This is a genomic window from Venatorbacter sp. C2-1 (assembly GCF_022832715.1).
Taxonomy (GTDB): domain Bacteria; phylum Pseudomonadota; class Gammaproteobacteria; order Pseudomonadales; family Oceanobacteraceae; genus Venatoribacter; species Venatoribacter alkanivorans.
In genome coordinates this window covers 533,634-554,373 of record NZ_CP094879.1, presented here as the reverse complement: position 1 = coordinate 554,373, position 20,740 = coordinate 533,634, and the positions used below count along the sequence as shown (strand labels likewise).

The following is a 20,740-nucleotide window of genomic DNA, read 5'->3' as shown; positions in this document are numbered from 1 at the left end:
ACGCAAAGCCTTTGCGGGGCAAGCCCCTGCGCCCCAACTTGGAGATCTTATCCCCAAACCCCTGCTTTGCGCTTTCTGGCCCGTCATCCTTATTCACTCGGTTTTTACTGACCACGCGTATATCGGCCATCCATGGCCGGATACGCTTGTCTGGCATCCATGCCAGACAGATCGTAAAAATCATCGCTCATGGCGGCGGGCCCAGAGGCGCGGTTTATCCCGGCCGCAACGTCGTTTTTATCGAACAATAATGTCCGTTCTGAAAAGCCGCTTGGCGGAGTAATCAATGCGCCTGCAGGACGCCGGAATGAAGAGCACTGAGCCGGTACGTCTCTGCATGGATGCAGAGCGAGCGGATAGGGCCATGGATGGCCCATTATCCGCGTTATCGTGACCGAGGTGGTCTGAATGGAGGAAAAAGGCCTGCACAGCGCGAAGCTGGGGTCGGCCCGCCGGCAAGGGGATAAGTTCCCCTGGGAGGCACAGGGCGTTTCAAAATGATTTAAAACATTAAGCGAACAAAATTACGGAATACTCCGGGATTTTTTTATTTAAATCATGATGAAACGCTGATTGCGTGTGAGAAGCCTTTGCGGGGCGCAGGGGCTTTCCCCGCAAAGGCTTTAATCAATCGCAAAGCCTGCCCGCGCAGCGGCTATTAAGCCCGGTCCTTAAGGCACCAGCGTCCAGCGCTGGTTATTCCCACCCCAGTTATACCAGGTTCCGGCGTTATCTCCGGCATTGCTGCCGTAACCATCCACCACCTGTTCCGGTAATGTACGCATAGCTACTGAGCCATCGGCATTCAGGCTGAAGCGCTGATTAGCATTGCCATTGCACTGCCAGATCATCAGGTTGGCGCCGTTGGCAAAATTGCCGCCATTATCCAGACAAAAGCGGTTGTCCTGCAGGCTGCGGATTAATCCGCTGCTGGCGTCGTAATGCCATTTCTGCCAGTTGCCGTTATTGCAGGTCCACTGGCCTACGTTGGTGCCGTTGCTCATGTTGGCATTGCTGATATCCAGACACAGGCCGGAGGCATTATTAATAAACTGCACGTAGTCCACCGCTGGCGGAATATTGCCCGCCTGGAACGGTGCGTAAACCACACCGGCTTTATCCAGCTCTTCACCGGCGCGGCCATGCAGGCCAACAATCTGCCAGCCAGCCGGAGCATTAAAGGTCTGACAGCTGCCGGTGGTTGAGCCCGCCGCTATGCTGCGGTTCTGACTGGTGGTAAAGCGGCTGTAGAAGATACGGGTTCTGCCGTCTTTCTGGCCGCTGCATAGCTGCAGTGACGTCAGGTATTCGCCACTGTTGAGGTTCAGCACATGATCCGTACCGCCATTACCGCCGTGCGATAGCACGAAGCCGTTGCTCAGGGTCAGGTCGATACGGTCAACGCGGGAACCGGCGCGGATATTAACGCCGCTTACAGCCGGATTCTGCGGTAATACCGCCACATCGTTAAAATGCGTACCGTGCGGGCCACCAAAAGGATCGCTCAGCCGGCGGTCGGCCGGGGTGGAATAAACAAAGTCAGTCTGCAGCGGTGGGTGGTCAGATAAACGCAGACCATCGCTGGTGTTGTCGTCCTGACGCAGCAGGTGATAGACCGCATCCAGCCCGACAAAACCGTTATCGCGGAACAGTACTTTATCGACAATTTCGCAATCCGGGGCCGAGGTCTGCGGATCACAGGTCAGGGCATCAGCGCCGCTTACCGGCACGTCGCCGTTACGCGACAGTTTGAGCCAGGCATCGCTGAAACCACGGTTCAGCAGTTCCCAGATGTTATCGCCACTGCGGGTATAACGGGTGTTGGTATCGCCCATCACGATCACCGCATTACCGGCAGAATTGGCATCGATATAGCTGATTAACTGGCGGATATTGCCACGACGGGCAGCCAGATCGGCATCGCCCACCTGAGCCTGGGTATGCAGGTTATAGATATCCACATACACGCCTTCTGCCAGACGGGTGCGCGCCAGGGTGAAGCCCTTAGGGGTTAAACAATCAACGCCATTACAGTCTTTCCAGCGGACCCGTTCCCAGTCGCTGTACGGAAAGCGGCTGAGGGTATTCAGGCCGCTGCCAATGCCCATGCCGCCGGTGGTGGCGGAGCGGTATGGATGGGTGTTGCAGGTGTCATAGAGTGCGGCGTGATAGTTAAAATCTTCCTGCACGTTCACCACATCAAATTCGTTGATATAACAACTGATCTCTTCCGTGGCGCTCTGGCGCGGCGATACCGCACTGGAAAACAATTCCAGTAAACCGGCCACGTTGTAGGTGAGAGTACTGAAGCTGCCTTCCTGTGAGGCCGATACCTGAGCAGGCGCGGCACTGAGTGCGGCCAGCATCATGCCGGCGGTCAGCATGGATCTGTTCATAAGCGTTACCTTCGTATTTATGATTATTATTTGGCCCATCGCAATCAGATTGCGGTACTTTTGTACCACATCAGAACTCATCCGCGGCAGGACAACACGGGCCGCTGCGTAACACGCCAGATGCCAACAGCGGCCCATCATGACCAGATGGCGGAAAACCACTCGTTTTCCGCCACCATGAACGATCAGTTCAGACGGGCGATGACACTGGTGCCGGTGTATTCCAGCGTTACCCCGTAATCACCGGCATCCACATGGCTGAACTCACCGGCAACCTTACCTGCCTGCAGCAAGGTATAAGCAGCCCCGCTTTGCGGCGTCAGGCCGGCAAAATCGAGAGTCAGCGTGGCACCATCAATAAACAGGGTTTCAGCAGTGGCAACCTGAGTGCTGTCTGCATCCATGGCCAGCTTCAGTACTGCAGCGCCATTTAGGGTGATATTGCCGCCCAGCTGCAATGCACCACGGGCATCAACCAGTGCCGTACCGGAGTTCACAAACAGATCGCCCTGACCGAAGGCCGAAGCAGACGCTGCTTCCAGCGTACCGCCGTTAATCACGGTGCCACCGCTGTAGCTGTTGTTACCGGTCAGCGTCAGATGACCACTGCCGGCTTTGCTCAGCTTGCCGGCGCCGCTGATGTCGTTGCGCCACCAGTCACGGGCAGAGAAACCGCCATCACTGGCTTCCATAGTCACGCTCACATCACCCAGGAAAGCGCCGTAACCGTCAGCCGCATCGACCAGATTAATGCGTCCCCAGCCGTTGGAGTCATCCAGAATCGGATAGCCGGAATCGACTTCGGTAGTAAACAACACCGCCCGGCGCTGAGCATCGGACAGATAAGGCTGGCGGGTTTTCAGCAGGGCTTCCGCACCTTCAGGCACGACCGCAGGCTGGCCGGCTTTGCTGCTGTCCTGTGGCAGACCGTAGGTCATACGGAAGCGGTATAACGCCTTGATCGCGGCGTGGTCATCGTAGTCATTATTGTTAAACACATCGGCATTAACGGTAACGCCGTCGGCCTCGATAACGCTGCCGGTTTCACCTTCTGCCAGAGTGCGGTGGGCATAGTCGTACAGACTCATACCCGCTTCTGCGGCTTTGGTTTCGTAGAAAGCATGCAGCTGGTTGTAAGCGGCCTGGCCGGACTCATAACCTGCTGTGGTGTTCAGCGCATCGGCCGCACTCATCAACGCCATAATGCGGCCACCAATCACATCCACAGGCGAGTGCATACCGGCAACAATACGGTTTTCACCCAGCTCAGAACCGCGCACAACATGCTCGGCAAAACGTTCCGGGAAGGCATACGCCAGCGACAATGACGACACCACACCGGCATTGGTGTGACCACTCGGATAACCACCGTCTTTGCGCAGGCTCTGTTCATCACCGCTGTTACTCTTACGGCGGGCACATACCAGCCCCGGAATCACACTGACATCGCTGTTATAAATATCGAAATTAATGTCTGCCGGTGCACCACTGCTGTTGATACAGGTACGCAGATCATTGCCGAGATATTCCACCGCACCGGTGCTGGTCATACGCCACGGGCGCGGGGTCGAGAAAATATATTTGGAACCACTGGTTGATGTTGCCGCCATGTTGTAACGCACATTATTGGTGAAACGTACGGCTGCGCCGAACGCGCTGTTTTCATCACCGGTAAAGGTCCAGCTGTCATCACTGTCGCCGAGGTAATGGCTGTCTTCCAGCACCTGCGCCACGGTCGGTTCGGTAATATCGTAATAGGTGCCGCTGTTCGCCACATAGTCTTCGGTCAGCGGGCCAAAACCATCAACAACGGAATAGCTTTTACCGCGGCGGTCATCGAGATAAGCGCGAATTGCTGCTTCGTCAGAACGCTCAGCCGTAACTTTTTCAACGTAGGCAATATTGGCCGCCCAGACCGCTGCATTTTTAATCGGATTGGCTTCATAACTGTCCGGACCGCTGCCGCTGGCGGCACTCTGGTAAGCGTCACTAGTGCCTTTCCAGATGCTGTTAATACCTTTCAGGGCATGTGGATAGGGGTTGTCATGAATGCTGTATTTCAGCGTACTGTGACCATTATTTTTACCGTATAAAATCACCGGCAAAGGATAGGCAGCATCAGGGGCTGCTACATATTGCTCAAAACCCAGGCCTGCAGGCATTACCGGTTTGCTGATGTCTGCCGTGCTGTTGTCATCGTTATTATCGTCGCCACAGGCGCTCAGCATCAGCGTAGCGGCCGCGACCATGGCCAGATACAGACCGTTGCGTTTATTCAGGTTTTTTTCAGTATTCATAACGTTCACTTGGTTGTCGGATTTAAAATTTGTCAGATTTAAAAAGACATAAACCGCATGCAAAACATGCGATCTATGTTGAGAGAGACACCAGTGAAGACCGGCTTAAGCAGCACAAGGGGACATTACAGTTCTGTGAAGTTTTCCTAACAGGATATCCACAGGCTGGAATTGTTTAGGGCAGTGAATATTCAGTGATCAGAAAAATTCAGACTGATACCGGCCAGTATTTCTGTACCTGTGGTGGAATAACTGTAAACCCGGTTGGTTTTATCAACGAAAAGATCAAAGGGTTCGTTGCCGAGATTGCGGGCATCCAGAGAAAATGTCAGTTCCGGGCTGGCATTCCAGCGCAGATAAGCACCGGTAATTAATGACGCATTCACACCTTCGCGATCATTATTATTCGCGCCCGGCACCCGCGTCAGATATTGCGAACGCGCCTTTAATGTCAGACCGGCGCTGACATTCTGGTTGCGGAACCATAATTCACCGTTAACCACATGGCGTGATAATCCCGGTGCTGGCAAGGTGGTAACGCCGTCATCCAGCGGATAACGGACCAGCCCTCGATTCAGTGCATAGCTCACCCGCACGCCAAAATTCTGCAGCGCAGCGGGCAAAAAATAAAATGGCAGTTTCAGGTTCAGTTCAAGACCACTGATATCGGTTCCCGGCCCATTCACCGGCCGCCGGTAAGTATATAAACCGTCGCTCAGTGCCAGCTGATCCCATTGCGGGTTGTAATATGGCAACTGCTCCAGCGTCAGTTCTTCAACCTGCGCGACGACCAGACTGTCGATGCGTTTATAAAATAATCCGGCGGAAAAAAACTGCTGCTCATCACCGTACCATTCCGCAGAGACATCAAACGAGTGCGCGCGCGACGGTTGCAGTTGGGTATTACCACCTTCCACCAGCCGGGCACTGCTGCGTAATAATAAGGGTGACGTCAGGTCTTCTATCGATGGTCGCGCCAGATCACGGCGATAACCGAAACGCAGCAATAAATCATCGCGCGCCTGCATAACCAGATGAAACGCCGGTAACCAGTTAGCGTAATCTGAGCGGTTATTAACGGCGCTGCTGTCGCTGTCTATCGACCAGCGCCCGCGCACAAGTTGACGGGTAGCCGAATAACGCAGGCCCAGATCGCCACGCAGTGGCCACGGCCATTGCCAGAATTCGTAAGAGGTCTGCCACCAGGACGACCAGGTATATTCGTTTAACCGCCGCTGCTGTAACGGATCATGCACCAGTGCGGTGTTTGTCCCAAGAGCGCCAATAACCGCGTGGCTGCCAACAATCCAGTGATGCGGCAGTCCTGATGGCCCGGGACCAGCGGAAAAATCACCGGGGGTACGCTGGTAAAATTCATCGACCGGGCCATTAATGTCACTGTTATTATATTCGCCCTCGGCGCGGTCATTTAAAAAGCCCTGCAACTGCGTCCCGGCAAAGTGTCTGAAATTATCATTGTGCTTAATGTCGAGCTCGAAGGAAGCAACGCGGTACTGATTCGTTACCTGATCTTCACGCAGATTAATCTGATACAGCTGCCATTCCTGCGGATTGGTAATATCAAAGCCGTAATGATTAAGCGCAAAGCGATCGTTCTGGCGCAGATCAAAACTGAAATCCTGAGCGTACGACATCAGCGTCACTTTATCGTGGTCCGGACTGTCGAAAACCGAGCGCTGGTAACCCAGCGCCGAATGCAGACGTACGCGTTCTGATAACGGTAAATACCAGTCAAATTTTAATTGGCCAAGGCGGGTTTCGTCGGTTTCGTAATTATGTTCGCTGCGGATATCAACGCCGGAAAAATTCCCGTACACCATTCCGGCATGACGGGTTGCAAAATCGTTAACCCGGATATGACTCAGGTCCTGGGTTTTCAGTCCGGCCGAACTGATATGGTATTCGTGCATGGTTTGCTGACTGCGGGCCATAAAGGCCGTCAGGTCAAAGTCGCCCCAGCCGGTGTTATGCCATTGCAGTGCGCTGTTTAAGCCGTAGGAAATCTGTTCACGATCGAGAATATCGTAACGGTTATGGCGCGGATAAAAGACTTCGCCATTTTCCAGCTGCGTCTGCTGTTCAACACTTAATGCCGGCTGCTCTCCCCAATCAGCGGTTTGCCAGCGTACGGTGGAAAATCCCCGCTCCTGAGTTGCCCGGGTACGATAACTCAGCCCGATTAACCAGCCGATTGTTCCTGCCGTGCCATTATCGCGGGCCCCCTGTAATCCACCCGATAAGGCAAACCCCTTACCATCATGGCTGAGGTTCTGTTCATTCTGCAGCGCAAACCATTGCTGGCCGACGTTGTTATCCACCAGCGGCAGCGGTGTGCGTAAATCAACCGAACCAGCAATGGCACCTTCTTCCGTTCGCGCCGCCGCAGATTTATCCAGCTCGATCTGAGTAAAAAGCCCCGGCGGCAACGTATCAAAATCAAAACTGCGCGAATTATTCACCGAGCCCCGCGCATCGATGCTGGTACCGGTAGCCAGCATCGGCATGCCGTTCACCAATACCCGGGTAAAATCAGCCCCCAGACCGCGGATGCTGAGGTTGCGGTCCATACCGGCTTCCTGACTGAAAGCCACGGCGCTGGTTGCCGCAACGGATGAGGTCAGATCATTATTTCCGGCTAGCTGACCGCGGGATAACGTCGCGCGGGTGCTGAGGGTATTGCTGTTATAACGGCTGGCCAGCGACGCATCGCGGATAAAAGGCGCTGCGGTAACGATGACTTCTTCGGCGATGTTGTTGGCCGCCGTTTCTGTTGCATCCTGCGGCTGAAAAACCAGCACCACTCCGGCAGCGGTCTGGCGGTAATGCCAGCCACTGTTGGCGGTGGCATAGTTAAGAAATTCGCTCAGCGAACAATCACCCAGTGGCTGTGCCAGCCAGGTTGTATCCGGCTGCGGATAATTGGTCAGCACCGCCAGCTGATAACGGTCAGACACCTGCTGAATAATATGACTGAGGGTTGTCTGGCTGACGCCATCATAGAAGCAGCGGTTGGCGGCCTGTGTATAAGCGCTGCCGGTCAGCAGCAGGCCGAGCCCCAGCTGCGGCCATAATCTGCGCCAGCTGCGCATGTTCCGTTGCTCTTCAGCGCGTTTCCGGATCATTGCCCGACAGCAGTATCAGATCGTCACTGACCTGCAGTGACAGATCAAACAAACTGGCAATCAGGCTGAGGGTTCCTTCCACATCGCTCTGGTTATAACGGCCGGAAAACGGCAACGTCTGCTCAATGCCCTGCAAACGGATGGGCCGTGCCGAATAGCGCTGTAAATGCGCGACCACATCAGCCAGCGGTTCCGCCTCTGCACGGCGCCAGTCCTGACGCCAGTCGGATGCCACGGCACGCTGGAAACGTTCGCCACGGTCGGCACTGATACGCACACCGTCACCGGCATGCAGCGTCCATTCCTGCCCGGCGAGCGTTACCCTTACTTCGCCATGCTCAACCACAACACTGACCGCTCCGGCGGTGTTATCCACATTAAATGCGGTACCGACAACCCGGATCTGCACCTTGCCGGTATCAACATAAAACGGTCGCTGCTTATCGGCTGCGACCGAAAAATAGGCTTCGCCCTGAGTCAGGCTGACCAGCCGCTGTTTTTCCTCCAGCACCACCGATACCGCAGAACCGGCATTCAGGTGTATTTCTGAACCATCCGCCAGGCGCTCACGGCGCTGCTCGCCCACGGCGGTATTAAAACTGAGCGGCTGAACAGCCGGTACAGACGGCTGCATTAGCAGCGGATAAGCCAGCACCAGTGCCAGCATCATGGCAAGTGCCGCCGGTGCCGGCCACCAGCGCGGGCCGGATACAGGCCGCAGCTTTTGCCACAGTGTTTGCAGCAGTTTTGTTCCCCTGGCTGGCAAAACCTCCTCGCCCTCTGCCACCGCAACTGACGGAGCTTTGTGGTTTGCTGTGGCCACACGTTCCAGCGCGATTAATAACGCCTCGTCGTGTTCACCCAGCTGTTGCTGCAGCCAGCTCATGGCTGCCGCATGCTGCGGGCTTTGCATCAGCCAGCGTTGATATTGTTGCTGTTCTGCCGCGTTCAGCTCATGCAGCCGGTCGTACCAGTCTGCAGCCTGTTCACGGATGTTATTGTCTGTTGTTTGTATGGTCATATACCGCGTATTCCGCACTAACTTTTCAATTCCGGCGGTCGGCCGGCGCCGGATTAACAGCCACTTTTTTCCATGGCTTCCGCAATGCTCAGCGTGGCTCTGGTGATGTGTTTTTTAACGGCTTCGATGTTCATATTTAATTCCTGCGCAATCGCTTCACGCGATTTGCCCTGTAAGCGGCGCATGATAAAAACCTGCCGTCTTAATGGCGGCAGCTGCTGCAGGATTTTTTCTAGTTGTTCCAGCTTCTGCGCCTGAATATGCACATCGTCCAAGGGGATGGATGCCATTTCCGGTACGCTGTCACTGCCGGATGGCTGCTGGCGGTTACGGTTCCAATAATCAAAAACCACACTGCGGGCCACGGTCAGGCTATACGCCAGCAGGTTATCCACCGGTTTTTTCGCCACCGCCGTTAATGCGCGCACCAGAGTGTCGTGCAGCAGGTCGTCCACGTCCTGATGGTTGTACACCCGGCTGGCAATATAGTTGCGGATATTCGGCAGATGCCCGGTCAGCTGCTGAGCATAAGCCTGAGGCTGATTACACTTAACCCCGGCAGAATATGACTTGCCTGCTGACATGGAGCCCCCGATATCGCATACAGAAGGGCGCAATCTGCCAGCGGCGGATGACAACATTATGAATAAACCCCCGAATTATGCCGGAACGGCTGAGCAGCCATGCGCTGCTCCAGGGCCTGTTCACACTAATTAAAGGGAAGAAGACGCCGCAAGGCGTCAAAGGGGGACATTACAACGGAAAATAATTCAGCGGCTGAGTGCCAGTTCTACCCGCTCGCCGGCATTCAGTGTCTGCACACCACCGCCAGACTGTGCACGCACACTGCCTTCCAGTACTTCAAGTGCCACAACCCCCTCGCCCATCTGCAGTGCAAAAGCACTGGCATCGGCGCGCAGTCTCAGGGTTCCGGCCTGCGCCCAGAAAGGCCGGGCATTGTCAGGAGCAATAATAAACAGCACTTCACCACGCAACAGCTGCACGCGGCGCTGCTCTGCGCTGTAACGCACGGCCACGCTGCTGTTTTCCTGCAGGCGTAATTCTGAACCGTCATCCAGCCGCAGCGCACGCTGTTCGGCGCTCACCGTGCTGTAGGTTTCCACATCCGCCGCCTGTTCATTCTGTGCGGGGGCCAGAAACAGATACACCAGCAATGGCACCCCCACCAGCAGCAGTAACGCGGCCAGCAGCATACGCGGGTTGCCCGGTGTTGCCTGATGCTCTGCGGAAGAGTCGTATCGTCCTGCCATAAAAGGCCTCATATCATTCCGGATCGGGTGATTTTGTTGTTATGGGCTGCCACTGTGACAGAACAATTACCCTAACACCGCAATCCATTCTCAGGCATGAGACTTTTCGCTAACGCCGGCCAGACAGGCAATAACTGACGCATATCAGCCCTGCGACACCCTGTCGCATCCCGCACAGGCGCCCCAGCAGTTACCCTGCGCGCCATTGATGTATTTATCTTTTTATTGCGGAGTATTTATGCCGGCCTTCCGACCATCGTTATTAGCGTTTCTGATTACTTCCCTGAGCGTGCAGAATGCTCTGGCGGCAGAAGCTGATACTGCAACCCAACTGGAGCCGATGGTGGTTACCGCTCCGCCAATGAGCGATGTACTGACAGTTACCACCGACCCGAAAGCGCCGCGCCAGCCCATTCCTGCCCATGATGGTGCCGATTTATTAAAGAATATTCCTGGCTTTTCAGTGATCCGCAAAGGCGGTACCGACGGTGATCCGGTATTCCGTGGCATGGCAGCATCACGCCTGGGCATTTTACTGGATGGTGAAATGATTCTCGGCGGCTGCGGTATGCGTATGGACCCGCCCACCGCTTATGTTTTCCCCGAAGCCTATGACGAAGTGACCGTATTAAAAGGCCCGCAAACGGTTAAATACGGCCCCGGCAACAGTGCCGGTGTGGTGATGTTTGAACGTGCTGCGCCGGATTTTTCCACTACGCCGGTACAGGGCGAAGTCAGCCTGCTGGCAGGCAGCGCCGACCGTAACGATCAGGTTGCCCATCTGCTGGCCGGTGGCCAGAAAGGCTATATCGATTTAAGCGGTACCCGCTCCGACGCCAATAACTATGAAGACGGTGACGGCAACGAAGTACACTCGGCCTATACCCGCTGGAGTACCAACGCAGCACTGGGCTGGACGCCGGATAACGATACCCGCATCGAACTGAGCGGCGCCAGAAGCGATGGTGAAGCACGCTACGGCGACCGCAGTATGGACGGCGCAGAATTCGATCGTTCCAATCTGGGACTGAGCTACGAACAGGAAAATATCTCGCCGCTGTTTAATAACGTAAAAGCCCGTATTTACCGCAATTACGTTGACCACGTGATGGATAATTATTCATTACGCGCTAACAGCGGTATGAAAATGGTTTCCAACCCGGATCGTTTAACCAAAGGTGCCAGCCTCAGCAGCACGCTGGCATTAAGTAATACGACTGAACTGGAAATCGGCGTTGATACCCAGCGCAATGAACACTCGCTGCGTAAAGCCAGCAGCATGAGTGGCACACCGGATTACGAAAGCCTGAGCCGTGTGGATGATATGCGCTTCGCCAGCAACGGTATTTATGCCGAACTGGATCATCGCTATAACGCTGGCCACAGTGTGCATGCCGGTGTACGCATCAATAAAGATAAAGCCGAAGATTTACGCAGCAATAAAACCACCAGTGACACAGATGACAACAACACGCTGCGTAATGGTTTTATCCGCTACGAACACCAGCTGAACAGCACCAATCGTTTATACGCCGGCCTGGGACACAGCGAACGTGCTGCCGATTACTGGGAGCGCAGTAAAAATCCGGCAGCCACCAGCACTATGATGACAGGCATGGCATCAACCTTTGATATTGATCCGGAAAAAACCACTCAGCTGGATATCGGCGCGCTGCACAACAGCAAGGATGTGCAGGCATCGGTATCGGCATTTTATACCAAACACAAAGATTACATCCTGATTGAAACCCTGCCGGAGGTGAGTGCCTTTGCCAGTAATGCACGTAATATCGACGCCACCAGCTACGGTGCAGAAGCCGACAGCCGCTGGGAATTTACCCCCGGCTGGAACAGCACCGCCACCCTCGCCTGGGTGCATGGCGAAAACGACAGCGACCACCGCGCACTGGGCCAGATGCCTCCTCTCGAAGCCCGCTTCGGTCTGAATTACGACAACGGTTTATGGTCAGCCGGTGCGTTATGGCGCTTAGTCGCAGAGCAGAACCGCGTTGCTGAAGGCAGCGGTAATATTGTCGGTCAGGATATTGGTAAAAGCGGTGGCTTTAATGTGTTCTCGCTGAATGCCGGTTATCGCCCGCTGGACGATATGCTGCTGACCGCCGGTATCGATAATCTGTTTGACGTTACCTACGCCGAACATATCTCCCGCAGCGGTGCGGCTATTCCGGGTTACGAAAGCACCACCCGGGTAAATGAACCCGGACGCACACTATGGTTAAAAATGCAGTGGGCGTTTAAATAATACAACCGCCCCTGAAACGTCGGCCAATATCGTGGTTATCCGGCCCAACATCAGTATCTGCTGAATTGGGGCCGGAGCCATATCGGGCAAAGAATTATCCAGAGGTGCCTTAAACACACTGTTACATTAATACCGCGATAAGCACTGCTATACTGCCCCGTTGCAACAGTAATAATGGATTATTCGGGTTATGACCGCTCACACCGGAACCTTACGCAGTGCCCTGTTGGCAGGAATCATGATTGTTCTGCTGCTGGCTAATCAGAGTCAGGCAACGCCAGATAGTATTCGCGTTACCATGCTGAATCCAAGCACTCCGGCCAATCTATTCTGGAATATGCAAACACAGTTTATGCAGGCGGCAGCTGCAGATCTGGGGATTGATCTTGAAATTGTGTATGGCGCAGATAATCGCTTTCACACAACGCAACAAGCCTACGACATTCTTAACCGTGAAAACCCTCCTGATTATCTGATATGTAATTACTTTTTTTCTCAGGGCTGGCAGATTCTTCAGGCTGCAGAAAAAGCTGGCGTTTATACGCTACTCATCAGTACCGATATTCCGCAACAGGATCAGAAAGACGCGGGTACACCGCAGGATAAATTTCCGCATTTTCTTGCGCGCATCATGCCGGATGACCGCCAGGCCAGTTATGAATTAAGCCGACAACTGATCGCCGAAGGCAGGCATTTATCATTGCAGGGCGCCAGCGGCAAATTAGAGCTGATTGGTATCTCCGGCATGCGTGATACATCAGCCACTGTCTTACGCAATGAAGGGCTGCTGCAGGCAATCAATGAGCAGGACAATACGCTGTTGATGCAATTGGTACACGCTAACTGGTCAGCCAACACCGCTCAGCGACAAAGCTGGGCGTTGCTGCAACGTTATCCGTCTGCCAGTCTGATCTGGACGGCCAGCGATGTAATGGCCATGGCTGTCATACAACAAGCTCAGGCGCTCGGACGGCATGCGGGTAAAGACATTCTGATTGTCGGTACCGACTGGACAGCAGAAGCCCTCAACGCCATTGACGATGGTTCATTATTCGCCTCCGCCGGAGGACAGTTTATGGATGGTGCGCTGGCACTGGCCATAATTTACGACCACGCCAATGGCAAAGGGCCGGATGCACAGGAAGCAAATATTCTGCGGCACATGGATATTATTACGCACAGTAATCTTGCCCGTTACCGACAACTGTTGGACCCGCAGCGCTGGCAGAGTATGAATTTCCGCAGCCTGACCCGCAGCCACGGAACATCCGCGCAGAAGTATGCCTTTGATACCCGTGATGTGATGCAACGTTTATTACTGCCAGCGAACGATACCGTCAGCAACCGTCCTCACCAGCAGCACCGTACAATCCACTGACTTACATCACTTCAGAACCGTATTATCGGCGGCCTTCTCTCAACCGCATTGCGCCGCCCAGAATGTCGCCAGCTCCCCGGCAGTACCATTAAACTGCTCACGGTCACAGGGGCCGACACCATCGACGGTATGCGGCTCATCACCGACATTACCATCGGTGTATTGCCACAGGGTCCACTGCGACCATGGTGACGGTACAACCGGTGCAGCACCGTAACGCGCCAGCCACAACCAGCAATTTGACAGCACCGTTTGCTCCGGGCGGGTAATACCAGCTGCGGCCAGAGCTTCACGCAGCGTATTACCGGAATACAATCCGGGATAGCGTCCGGTTACTGAATAAATATGGCTGACAAAGGCTTCCGCTTCTGCCAGCGTCATGCTCTGACCCTGAGTATTATCTTCAAAATCGAGCACCAGCAGGCCATCGTTGCCGGCTACGCTGAGAAAATGCTCGGCCTGTGCTACAGCATCACCACCGGTACCAAAATGATACGCACCGAATTTCAGCCCCACGCCATGTGCAGCATCACGATGGCTGCTGAACGTCGGATCGGTGTAACTCTGCCCCTGGGTGGCCTTATGAATAACCGCAAGAATACCGGCGTCTTTTATCTGCTGGAAACTGCTGATCTGATTATGGTGGGAAAGGTCGATGACGGCGTTAAGCATCGCAGACTCCTTGTCGGCAAATGGCAGGCGGGTTCCGGCAGAAACTCTGCGCCGGATAAATTCAGTGAATGAAACACTGATTCTCAGATGCAGACTAGCCTATATTATCCGGGAGTGCAGGACAAATACCGTATAGACTGCAATATCTGCCGGTCAGGCAGAATCGCAACAGACGCCCATTTTTTTGGCAAGAAACCTATGCCTTTTTTCACCTCCGTACTGAATCAGTTTCCTGAGCACAGCCTTAAAGTAAGGACGATTAATAAAGACCGGCAGCGCCAGTGCTTTATTGTCCACAGAAAACCACAGGCGCCGCACTGGCAGGAAGAAAGCGCTCATGAAATTAAAAACGATGAAATATCCCGGGTGATTGAAACTCCCGAAGGTTACATCGTTAAGTACATTAAGCAGCGCACCTGGCACGACAATCTGCGTATCTTTTTTGGTGCCAGTAAAATTTCCGCCGAACTGAGAAGCTGTATTTTTCTGCAGAATATTGGCCTGCGCGTCCCCACTGTTCTGGAATACGGTATGGCTTTTATTCCGGGGCATCTGTGGGGGGTAACTGGTTATTACCTGATGGAAAAACATCCGGCGGTGGACATCGTCAAACATCATTTCCGTCATTGTAATCAGACTGCCCGGCAAAGAATACTGACCCAGCTGATACGCGATCTGCAGCGCCTGCGCGATGCCTGCTGTGTGTACCGGGATTTATCCTTCCGCAATATGATGACGAATGATAACGGTGAGCTGTTCTGGATTGACACCAACATCAGGCGTTATAGCAAAGCCAGCGATCAATTTATCGCCGACTGGAACAAAACTCTGAAGGTATTGCTGCAGGAACTCAGCATGATGTCGGAGCCCGCCGAACACGACGGGCAACGGGCCATTCAGGCCCTAATGCTCTAATACTTGAACAGTTTTCAGTTATCGTTGGATAAACTGGAGCACCATATCGGCAAACAATTTATCAGCGCTGAATCCAGGTTTTAAGAGATTATCTAGTAGAGCAGAGTTATGCCTGTGACTAAGCCATCCAGAGAAGAATCCTGAGCGTCCAGACTTCGGTACGCGAGGCTCAGGAATATATGCTTGACGCCATACAGCACCGCATATTCACTGTCCGCCAGATTCAGGTTCCTGCCACTCACCGAGGTTCGGTTATAATCCAGCCACACATTATCTGTGATCTGAATATTTAATCCGAACTGAAAAGACTCACTACTGTAACGCTGATTCCCAGTCAGACGGTATCTGCCAATGCCAAGATCAACCTCAACCCGTTTACCAAATAAAAGCCGATAATTAAAACCGTTGTTTATGATGTACATTTCATCATCAGTGTCCGGTTCCTGATAAACAGATTTGCGATGAAATGCACTGACAGGGCCGAATCCAGCCTCGATTCTTTTATCCCGCCATTCAATGTGATCACCCGAGCCACGAGCAAGATCTACCTGAACAAAGGGAGTTGCCATATCAGACAGAGACCAATCATACGGAAGCTCTACAATCACATCGTCGCTTCCCAAGCGTTCATTCGCTGCATTCAAGCTGCCCGCAGTGCCTAAAAGTATCACACCACCAACAATTTTCGCCGTCAGCTCAATAGCAGATGCCCTGATATCCGCATCCAATTCGTCTGAACCTGTACTGTCAGGTGCCTTCGGCAAAGTTGATGCTTTTTTCTTTTGAGGCTTATTGGCTGAAGCTTCAAAATTGTCCAACTCACCCGCAACAGCGGTTATGGCGATCAGAGGAAACAACAAAAATGCAATGTATCGCAAAATAACTCCTTTTTTACTCAACCAATCTCAGTCCGTAGACAATCTGGAGTACAACGCCATATCGACACTGGTGTCGTTATATTCAATCTGAGCAGGCAGGCAACCTTCGTAGTGAAAACCCAGTTGCTGCAGCAGCGTTTCGTGCGGCTCAGAACCAGCACGCAGACGCACTTCAATACGGTGCAGCCCGAGTTCGCTAAAGCAGAAACTCAACAGTGGTGGCATAACTTCCTGCAACACCAGCAAGTCGGCCGCGTCGCTCAGTTCCCACTGCAACTGGGCACAACTCAGCATCCAGTTAATTTTCTGAATACCGATACGCGCAATCAGCTGTTTATCGTACAGACCTTCCACCAGCCAGAAAGCGGCCTCGCGGGTTTCAAAGCGCATTGCCATACGGCGCAGCTCATCCAGCGCCTGAACATCCACCGTCATGGCTGAACGCGGAATATGATCAACCCGGCTCTGTTCTTTTAATAAGGCGAACAGCGCATCACCGTCCTGCTCGGATACCGGCAGACGCAGGCTGAAATTACCGGCAGAAAAATTCCAGTTCATGCGACACCTCCGTTACTATTATCAGCATTCAGGTTCTGGCCGGGATTAATATCACTGTCTTCCCCCAGGCGACCGGCCACCGGCTTTTTCTTATCCAGTACCAGATTAAACTGCACTACATTGGCGAACGAATGTTCGCCGCTGCGCCAGGCATCACGCATTACAGCACTCTGCTTAAAACCCAACTCAGTGAGCATGGTTTTAAATTCTTCGTTCTGGCCTTCAATCCACTGATAGCCAAAATTACGCAGATGATATTTCTGCGCCATAAAATCCATACATACCTGCAAGGCTGCACTGCGCTGCGCCAGTGTTAATTGCGGCAAACCATCCACGCGCAACATGGTGCGCAGCAGTGATGGCTGCCAGTCAAAAGCACTGACCATGCCGATGATGGCACCATCCACTTCCAGCGCCCACATCATGCCGCGCTGCGTCGCCGCCATCTGCACGCTCAGATCCACCATGCGGATCAGATTATCTTTATTATCCAGTACCCGCTGACCCGGTAATTCAGGGTGCTGATACAGCTCGAATAATGCATCGGCATCATCATAAGTCAGCGGCCGGACACGACCGCCGGAGAAGGATAATTCGGGGGTAAATTTCATACTGAAATCCAGGAGATAAAACCCGCCACCATAGTAGCGGCGGGTTTTTAATTAATACTCATCATCGCCGCCGTCATAAGGGCGGGCCAGATTCTCAAAGCGGGTGTATTTACCGATAAAAGCCAGACGGTCGATACCAATAGGACCGTTACGGTGTTTACCGGTAATAATTTCGGCCACACCTTTGTCCGGCGTGTCTTCGTTATACACTTCGTCGCGGTAAATAAACTGAATAATATCGGCGTCCTGCTCGATCGCACCGGATTCCCGCAGGTCGGAGTTCACCGGGCGTTTATTCGGCCGCTGCTCAAGGGAGCGGTTAAGCTGCGACAGAGCAATCATCGGGCAGTTAAATTCTTTGGCGATCACTTTCAGGGTGCGCGAAATTTCCGAAATTTCCTGGGTACGGCCTTCCGATGGTCCGGACACCCGCATCAGCTGCAGGTAGTCGACCATGATCAGCGCCAGGTCATTGTTGTTTTCGCGGTAGACTTTACGTGCGCGGGCACGCATTTCCTGCGGTGTCAGCGCCGGGGTATCGTCGATATACAGCGGCAGATCTTTTAACAGATTCACTGCAGCGGATAATTTCGGCCAGTCTTCATCGATTAATTTACCGGAACGGATACGGGTCTGGTCGATTTTGCCGATGGACGACAGCATACGCATGACGATGGATTCCGACGGCATTTCCAGACTGAACACCAGACACGGACGCTTGGTTGCCAGCAGCGCATTTTCCACCAGGTTCATGGCGTAGGTGGTTTTACCCATCGACGGACGCGCCGCGACGATCACCAGGTCGGCTTTCTGCCAGCCCGAGGTGCGGTTATCAATCTCGTTAAAGCCGGTGGTGACGCCGGTCAGACCATCCGGCTGGTTGAACATCTGATCGAGCTGTTCGAGGGTATTTTTCAGGATCGGAGCCACCAGTTGCGGGCCACCGTCTTTACGGCTGCCTTCGGCAATCTGGGCAATGGCTTTTTCGGCATCCGACACCAGTGTCAGCGAGGTTTCACCTTCCGGCTCATAGGCTTTGGCCATAATGTCCGAGGCGGCTTCAATCAGGCGGCGCTGCTGCGCCCGCTCGCGCACGATCTCGGCATAGGCTGCGCAGTTGTCGATCGACGGTGTCATATCGACCAGACGGCTCAGGTAGGCGGCACCTCCGACGCTCTCGAGCTTGCTGCGCTCTTCCAGCTCTTCGGCCACGGTGACCACGTCAATCGGCTGTTCCTGATCAACCAGGTGTCTGATGGCACGGAAAATCAGGCGGTGGTCGTGACGATAAAAGTCACTGTCCTGCAGGGTTTCAGCCACCGTTTCCCAGGCGCGCTCATCCAGCATCAGCGAGCCCAGCACCGATTGCTCGGCCTCTACCGAATGCGGCGGCGTGCGCTGGCTGTTTTCCTGTCTCTGCTCATGTGGCGGTGCAGAATACTCTTCACTCATGCAAGCAATTCCCGGAGATGATCAGACAATAAAAGGTGATAGCGGCCCGTCTTCCGGTCATGGCGCGGACATAAAAAAAGGCACTATCAGCAGGCTGCTAATAGTGCCTTATCTTGCTCATTGCTGCCAGCCGGCAATCGGCCAGGCGGCGACAACAAGCCTCTGAATTATTCTGCTACTACGTGCAGTTTCAGAGTTGCGTTCACTTCTGCGTGCAGGTGAATCGCGATGTCGAATTCGCCAACGGCACGGATAGGACCATTTGGCAGACGAACTTCAGCTTTGCTCACTTCAACGCCAGCCTGAGAGATCAGGTCTGCGATGTCGCGGTTGCCCAGAGAACCGAACAGTTTGCCTTCGTCGCCAGCTTTAACAGCAACAGACAGTTCGATTTCTTCGATTTTTTCTTTACGGGCCTGTGCATCAGCCAGTTTGGCAGCTGCCTGAGCTTCCAGATCAGCACGACGGGCTTCGAAATGCTCAACGTTGGCTTTGGTCGCAGGAACCGCTTTACCCTGTGGGAACAGGAAGTTACGGGCATAACCTGGCTTAACGTTAACCTGTTCACCCAGTGAACCCAGGTTTGCTACTTTTTCTAACAGAATAATTTGCATCTTAAAATCCTCATTACAGGGCGGCTATGCATTACCCGCCGTGTCTTTTAGTCGCGCGCGGATGTTCAGTAAACTATCCAGCAACGCTACGAAAATTAGTAATGTGTACATGTAAGGCCCGAACAACATCAGTGCCAGATACACCAGCAACATCCAGTTCGGACTGGCCTGTGATATTTTCACAACACCATGGAACAAGGCCAGACCAGCAATCATTAACGGTACCGTTAATACGGGCGTTAATCCTGCCAGTTCAGGCTGCAACTGTCCGGCAGTCAGACAAACCAGCACTGCCGGCAAGCTGAAGGCCAGAGGCAAACGCAGCTGTTTAAACTCGGTGCCGAAGCCGCCGGGGTTATACAGTTCGCTTTGCCAGTAGCGTCCCAGTAACAGACACAAAATAAATACCAGCACATGCAGAGCAGCAAGCACTCCGCTGATCATCGGGGCGATCAGTGGCTGCAGATGAGCCAGTAATTCCGGCTGATCTTTCAGTGCTTCACTGACGGCGGTTTCACTACTGGCCACAACCTGAGGCAGAACCTCAGACAACATCAGCGGCAACAACAGATACACCAGCACGCCCAGAGCACAGGCCAGCAGCATCGACCAGTCAAGGCGGATACTGTAGCGCAGCAACGCGGCCATGGCGCTGGTGCCAATGGCAACGAGTAACGGGGTCGGATCGCCAATGGCGCTCCAGGCGATGGCCGGTAAAACCGCCCATAAAACCACCTGTCCCCCTTCACGGACACCCTGACGCAGGATAACCAGCGCCAGAATGGCTGCTCCGATCCAGAACAGCAGTGGCACAGCCAGACAGCCACCGGCAGCAACAGCTGCCTGCCAGCGTCCGGTCATAGCCCAACGTGCCAGTGCTTTCATACTATTAACTCAATTGCGCAAACCAAGCGTCGGCGAGGCCGATGAAGCAAGGCGAAAATGCCCGAGGAAGCGCAGTGTATAAGTGATACATGAGCATTCCGAGGGCATTTTTAACGCCGCTGCATCAACGCAGCCAGCTTGGGAAGGCGAACTTAGTTGTCGTGCTGATCAGTGTACGGCAGCAGTGCGATGTAGCGCGCGCGCTTGATCGCAGTAGACAGCTGACGCTGATACTTAGCACGGGTACCAGTGATACGGCTTGGTACGATTTTGCCAGTTTCAGTGATGTAGCCTTTCAGGGTATCCAGATCTTTGTAATCGATCTGGCTTACGCCTTCAGCAGTGAAACGGCAGAACTTACGACGACGGAAAAAACGTGCCATGAC

Annotated in this window: 17 protein-coding genes; 3 read left to right on the top strand and 14 right to left on the bottom strand. The window is 53.7% G+C overall.

The window, feature by feature from the left end; all coding sequences use genetic code 11:
• Nucleotides 1-671 precede the first annotated feature (671 nt).
• The 6 genes from MT343_RS02405 to MT343_RS02375 all read right to left on the bottom strand — a co-directional run bounded on the left by MT343_RS02405 (nt 672) and on the right by MT343_RS02375 (nt 10,128).
• A complete protein-coding gene (locus MT343_RS02405) occupies nt 672-2,396 on the bottom strand; it encodes a jacalin-like lectin (RefSeq protein ID WP_145470922.1) in 1,725 nt (574 codons plus the stop codon).
• A 185-nt stretch (nt 2,397-2,581) separates the two neighbouring features.
• A complete protein-coding gene (locus MT343_RS19560) occupies nt 2,582-4,693 on the bottom strand; it encodes a phosphatase PAP2 family protein (RefSeq protein WP_145470920.1) in 2,112 nt (703 codons plus the stop codon).
• A gap of 191 nt (nt 4,694-4,884) precedes the next feature.
• A complete protein-coding gene (locus MT343_RS02390) occupies nt 4,885-7,803 on the bottom strand; it encodes a TonB-dependent receptor (RefSeq protein WP_186436035.1) in 2,919 nt (972 codons plus the stop codon).
• A 13-nt stretch (nt 7,804-7,816) separates the two neighbouring features.
• Entirely contained in the window at nt 7,817-8,857 is a 1,041-nt protein-coding gene (locus MT343_RS02385) for a FecR family protein (RefSeq protein ID WP_145470917.1), read from the bottom strand.
• Nucleotides 8,858-8,910: 53 nt separating this feature from the next.
• On the bottom strand, nt 8,911-9,441 hold the full coding sequence (locus tag MT343_RS02380; protein WP_186436034.1) for an RNA polymerase sigma factor: 531 nt from the start codon (nt 9,439-9,441) through the stop codon (nt 8,911-8,913).
• A 186-nt stretch (nt 9,442-9,627) separates the two neighbouring features.
• A complete protein-coding gene (locus MT343_RS02375; RefSeq protein WP_186436033.1) occupies nt 9,628-10,128 on the bottom strand; it encodes a FecR family protein in 501 nt (166 codons plus the stop codon).
• Nucleotides 10,129-10,366: 238 nt separating this feature from the next.
• On the opposite strand from MT343_RS02375, the gene MT343_RS02370 reads away from it, so the two are divergent.
• Both MT343_RS02370 and MT343_RS02365 read left to right on the top strand, forming a co-directional pair.
• Complete coding sequence (locus MT343_RS02370; protein ID WP_145470912.1) at nt 10,367-12,391, top strand: TonB-dependent copper receptor; 2,025 nt, start codon at nt 10,367-10,369, stop codon at nt 12,389-12,391.
• Between the two features lie 190 nt (nt 12,392-12,581).
• Nucleotides 12,582-13,769, top strand: coding sequence for an ABC transporter substrate-binding protein (locus MT343_RS02365; RefSeq protein ID WP_145470911.1), 1,188 nt, complete (start codon nt 12,582-12,584; stop codon nt 13,767-13,769).
• Nucleotides 13,770-13,808: 39 nt separating this feature from the next.
• On the opposite strand, the gene MT343_RS02360 is transcribed toward MT343_RS02365, so the two are convergent.
• The gene (locus tag MT343_RS02360; protein WP_145470910.1) at nt 13,809-14,441 is read right to left on the bottom strand and encodes a glycoside hydrolase family 25 protein; all 633 of its coding nucleotides are present in this window, start codon (nt 14,439-14,441) and stop codon (nt 13,809-13,811) included.
• 198 nt (nt 14,442-14,639) lie between these two features.
• Here MT343_RS02360 and MT343_RS02355 point away from each other — a divergent pair, with 198 nt between their 5' ends.
• Nucleotides 14,640-15,356 (top strand): hypothetical protein, encoded by a 717-nt coding sequence (locus tag MT343_RS02355; protein WP_145470908.1) that lies wholly within the window; start codon nt 14,640-14,642, stop codon nt 15,354-15,356.
• A 92-nt stretch (nt 15,357-15,448) separates the two neighbouring features.
• On the opposite strand, the gene MT343_RS02350 is transcribed toward MT343_RS02355, so the two are convergent.
• From MT343_RS02350 to rpsR, 7 genes are all read right to left on the bottom strand, one after another.
• The gene (locus MT343_RS02350) at nt 15,449-16,234 is read right to left on the bottom strand and encodes a hypothetical protein (RefSeq protein WP_145470907.1); all 786 of its coding nucleotides are present in this window, start codon (nt 16,232-16,234) and stop codon (nt 15,449-15,451) included.
• A gap of 27 nt (nt 16,235-16,261) precedes the next feature.
• Entirely contained in the window at nt 16,262-16,792 is a 531-nt protein-coding gene (locus tag MT343_RS02345; RefSeq protein ID WP_145470905.1) for a GNAT family N-acetyltransferase, read from the bottom strand.
• A complete protein-coding gene (locus MT343_RS02340; RefSeq protein ID WP_145470904.1) occupies nt 16,789-17,403 on the bottom strand; it encodes a GNAT family N-acetyltransferase in 615 nt (204 codons plus the stop codon). The genes MT343_RS02345 and MT343_RS02340 overlap by 4 nt, the downstream gene beginning before the upstream one ends.
• Before the next feature lie 51 nt (nt 17,404-17,454).
• Nucleotides 17,455-18,855: a replicative DNA helicase gene (dnaB, locus tag MT343_RS02335; protein ID WP_145470902.1), complete on the bottom strand. Its 1,401-nt coding sequence runs from the start codon at nt 18,853-18,855 to the stop codon at nt 17,455-17,457.
• A gap of 167 nt (nt 18,856-19,022) precedes the next feature.
• The gene (rplI, locus tag MT343_RS02330; protein WP_145470901.1) at nt 19,023-19,469 is read right to left on the bottom strand and encodes a 50S ribosomal protein L9; all 447 of its coding nucleotides are present in this window, start codon (nt 19,467-19,469) and stop codon (nt 19,023-19,025) included.
• Nucleotides 19,470-19,493: 24 nt separating this feature from the next.
• Entirely contained in the window at nt 19,494-20,354 is an 861-nt protein-coding gene (locus MT343_RS02325) for a hypothetical protein (protein WP_145470900.1), read from the bottom strand.
• A 152-nt stretch (nt 20,355-20,506) separates the two neighbouring features.
• Nucleotides 20,507-20,737, bottom strand: coding sequence for a 30S ribosomal protein S18 (gene rpsR, locus MT343_RS02320; protein ID WP_145470898.1), 231 nt, complete (start codon nt 20,735-20,737; stop codon nt 20,507-20,509).
• Nucleotides 20,738-20,740: the final 3 nt, after the last annotated feature.

Coding starts and splice junctions, on each gene's coding strand:
- MT343_RS02375 (WP_186436033.1), bottom strand. CDS start 10,128: ATGGCAGGACGATACGACTCTTCCGCAGAGCATCAGGCAACACCGGGC.
- MT343_RS02390 (WP_186436035.1), bottom strand. CDS start 7,803: ATGCGCAGCTGGCGCAGATTATGGCCGCAGCTGGGGCTCGGCCTGCTG.
- MT343_RS02380 (WP_186436034.1), bottom strand. CDS start 9,441: ATGTCAGCAGGCAAGTCATATTCTGCCGGGGTTAAGTGTAATCAGCCT.
- rpsR (WP_145470898.1), bottom strand. CDS start 20,737: ATGGCACGTTTTTTCCGTCGTCGTAAGTTCTGCCGTTTCACTGCTGAA.
- MT343_RS02345 (WP_145470905.1), bottom strand. CDS start 16,792: ATGAACTGGAATTTTTCTGCCGGTAATTTCAGCCTGCGTCTGCCGGTA.
- MT343_RS02355 (WP_145470908.1), top strand. CDS start 14,640: ATGCCTTTTTTCACCTCCGTACTGAATCAGTTTCCTGAGCACAGCCTT.
- dnaB (WP_145470902.1), bottom strand. CDS start 18,855: ATGAGTGAAGAGTATTCTGCACCGCCACATGAGCAGAGACAGGAAAAC.
- MT343_RS02385 (WP_145470917.1), bottom strand. CDS start 8,857: ATGACCATACAAACAACAGACAATAACATCCGTGAACAGGCTGCAGAC.
- MT343_RS02370 (WP_145470912.1), top strand. CDS start 10,367: ATGCCGGCCTTCCGACCATCGTTATTAGCGTTTCTGATTACTTCCCTG.
- MT343_RS02365 (WP_145470911.1), top strand. CDS start 12,582: ATGACCGCTCACACCGGAACCTTACGCAGTGCCCTGTTGGCAGGAATC.
- MT343_RS02360 (WP_145470910.1), bottom strand. CDS start 14,441: ATGCTTAACGCCGTCATCGACCTTTCCCACCATAATCAGATCAGCAGT.
- MT343_RS19560 (WP_145470920.1), bottom strand. CDS start 4,693: ATGAATACTGAAAAAAACCTGAATAAACGCAACGGTCTGTATCTGGCC.
- MT343_RS02325 (WP_145470900.1), bottom strand. CDS start 20,354: ATGAAAGCACTGGCACGTTGGGCTATGACCGGACGCTGGCAGGCAGCT.
- MT343_RS02405 (WP_145470922.1), bottom strand. CDS start 2,396: ATGAACAGATCCATGCTGACCGCCGGCATGATGCTGGCCGCACTCAGT.
- MT343_RS02340 (WP_145470904.1), bottom strand. CDS start 17,403: ATGAAATTTACCCCCGAATTATCCTTCTCCGGCGGTCGTGTCCGGCCG.
- rplI (WP_145470901.1), bottom strand. CDS start 19,469: ATGCAAATTATTCTGTTAGAAAAAGTAGCAAACCTGGGTTCACTGGGT.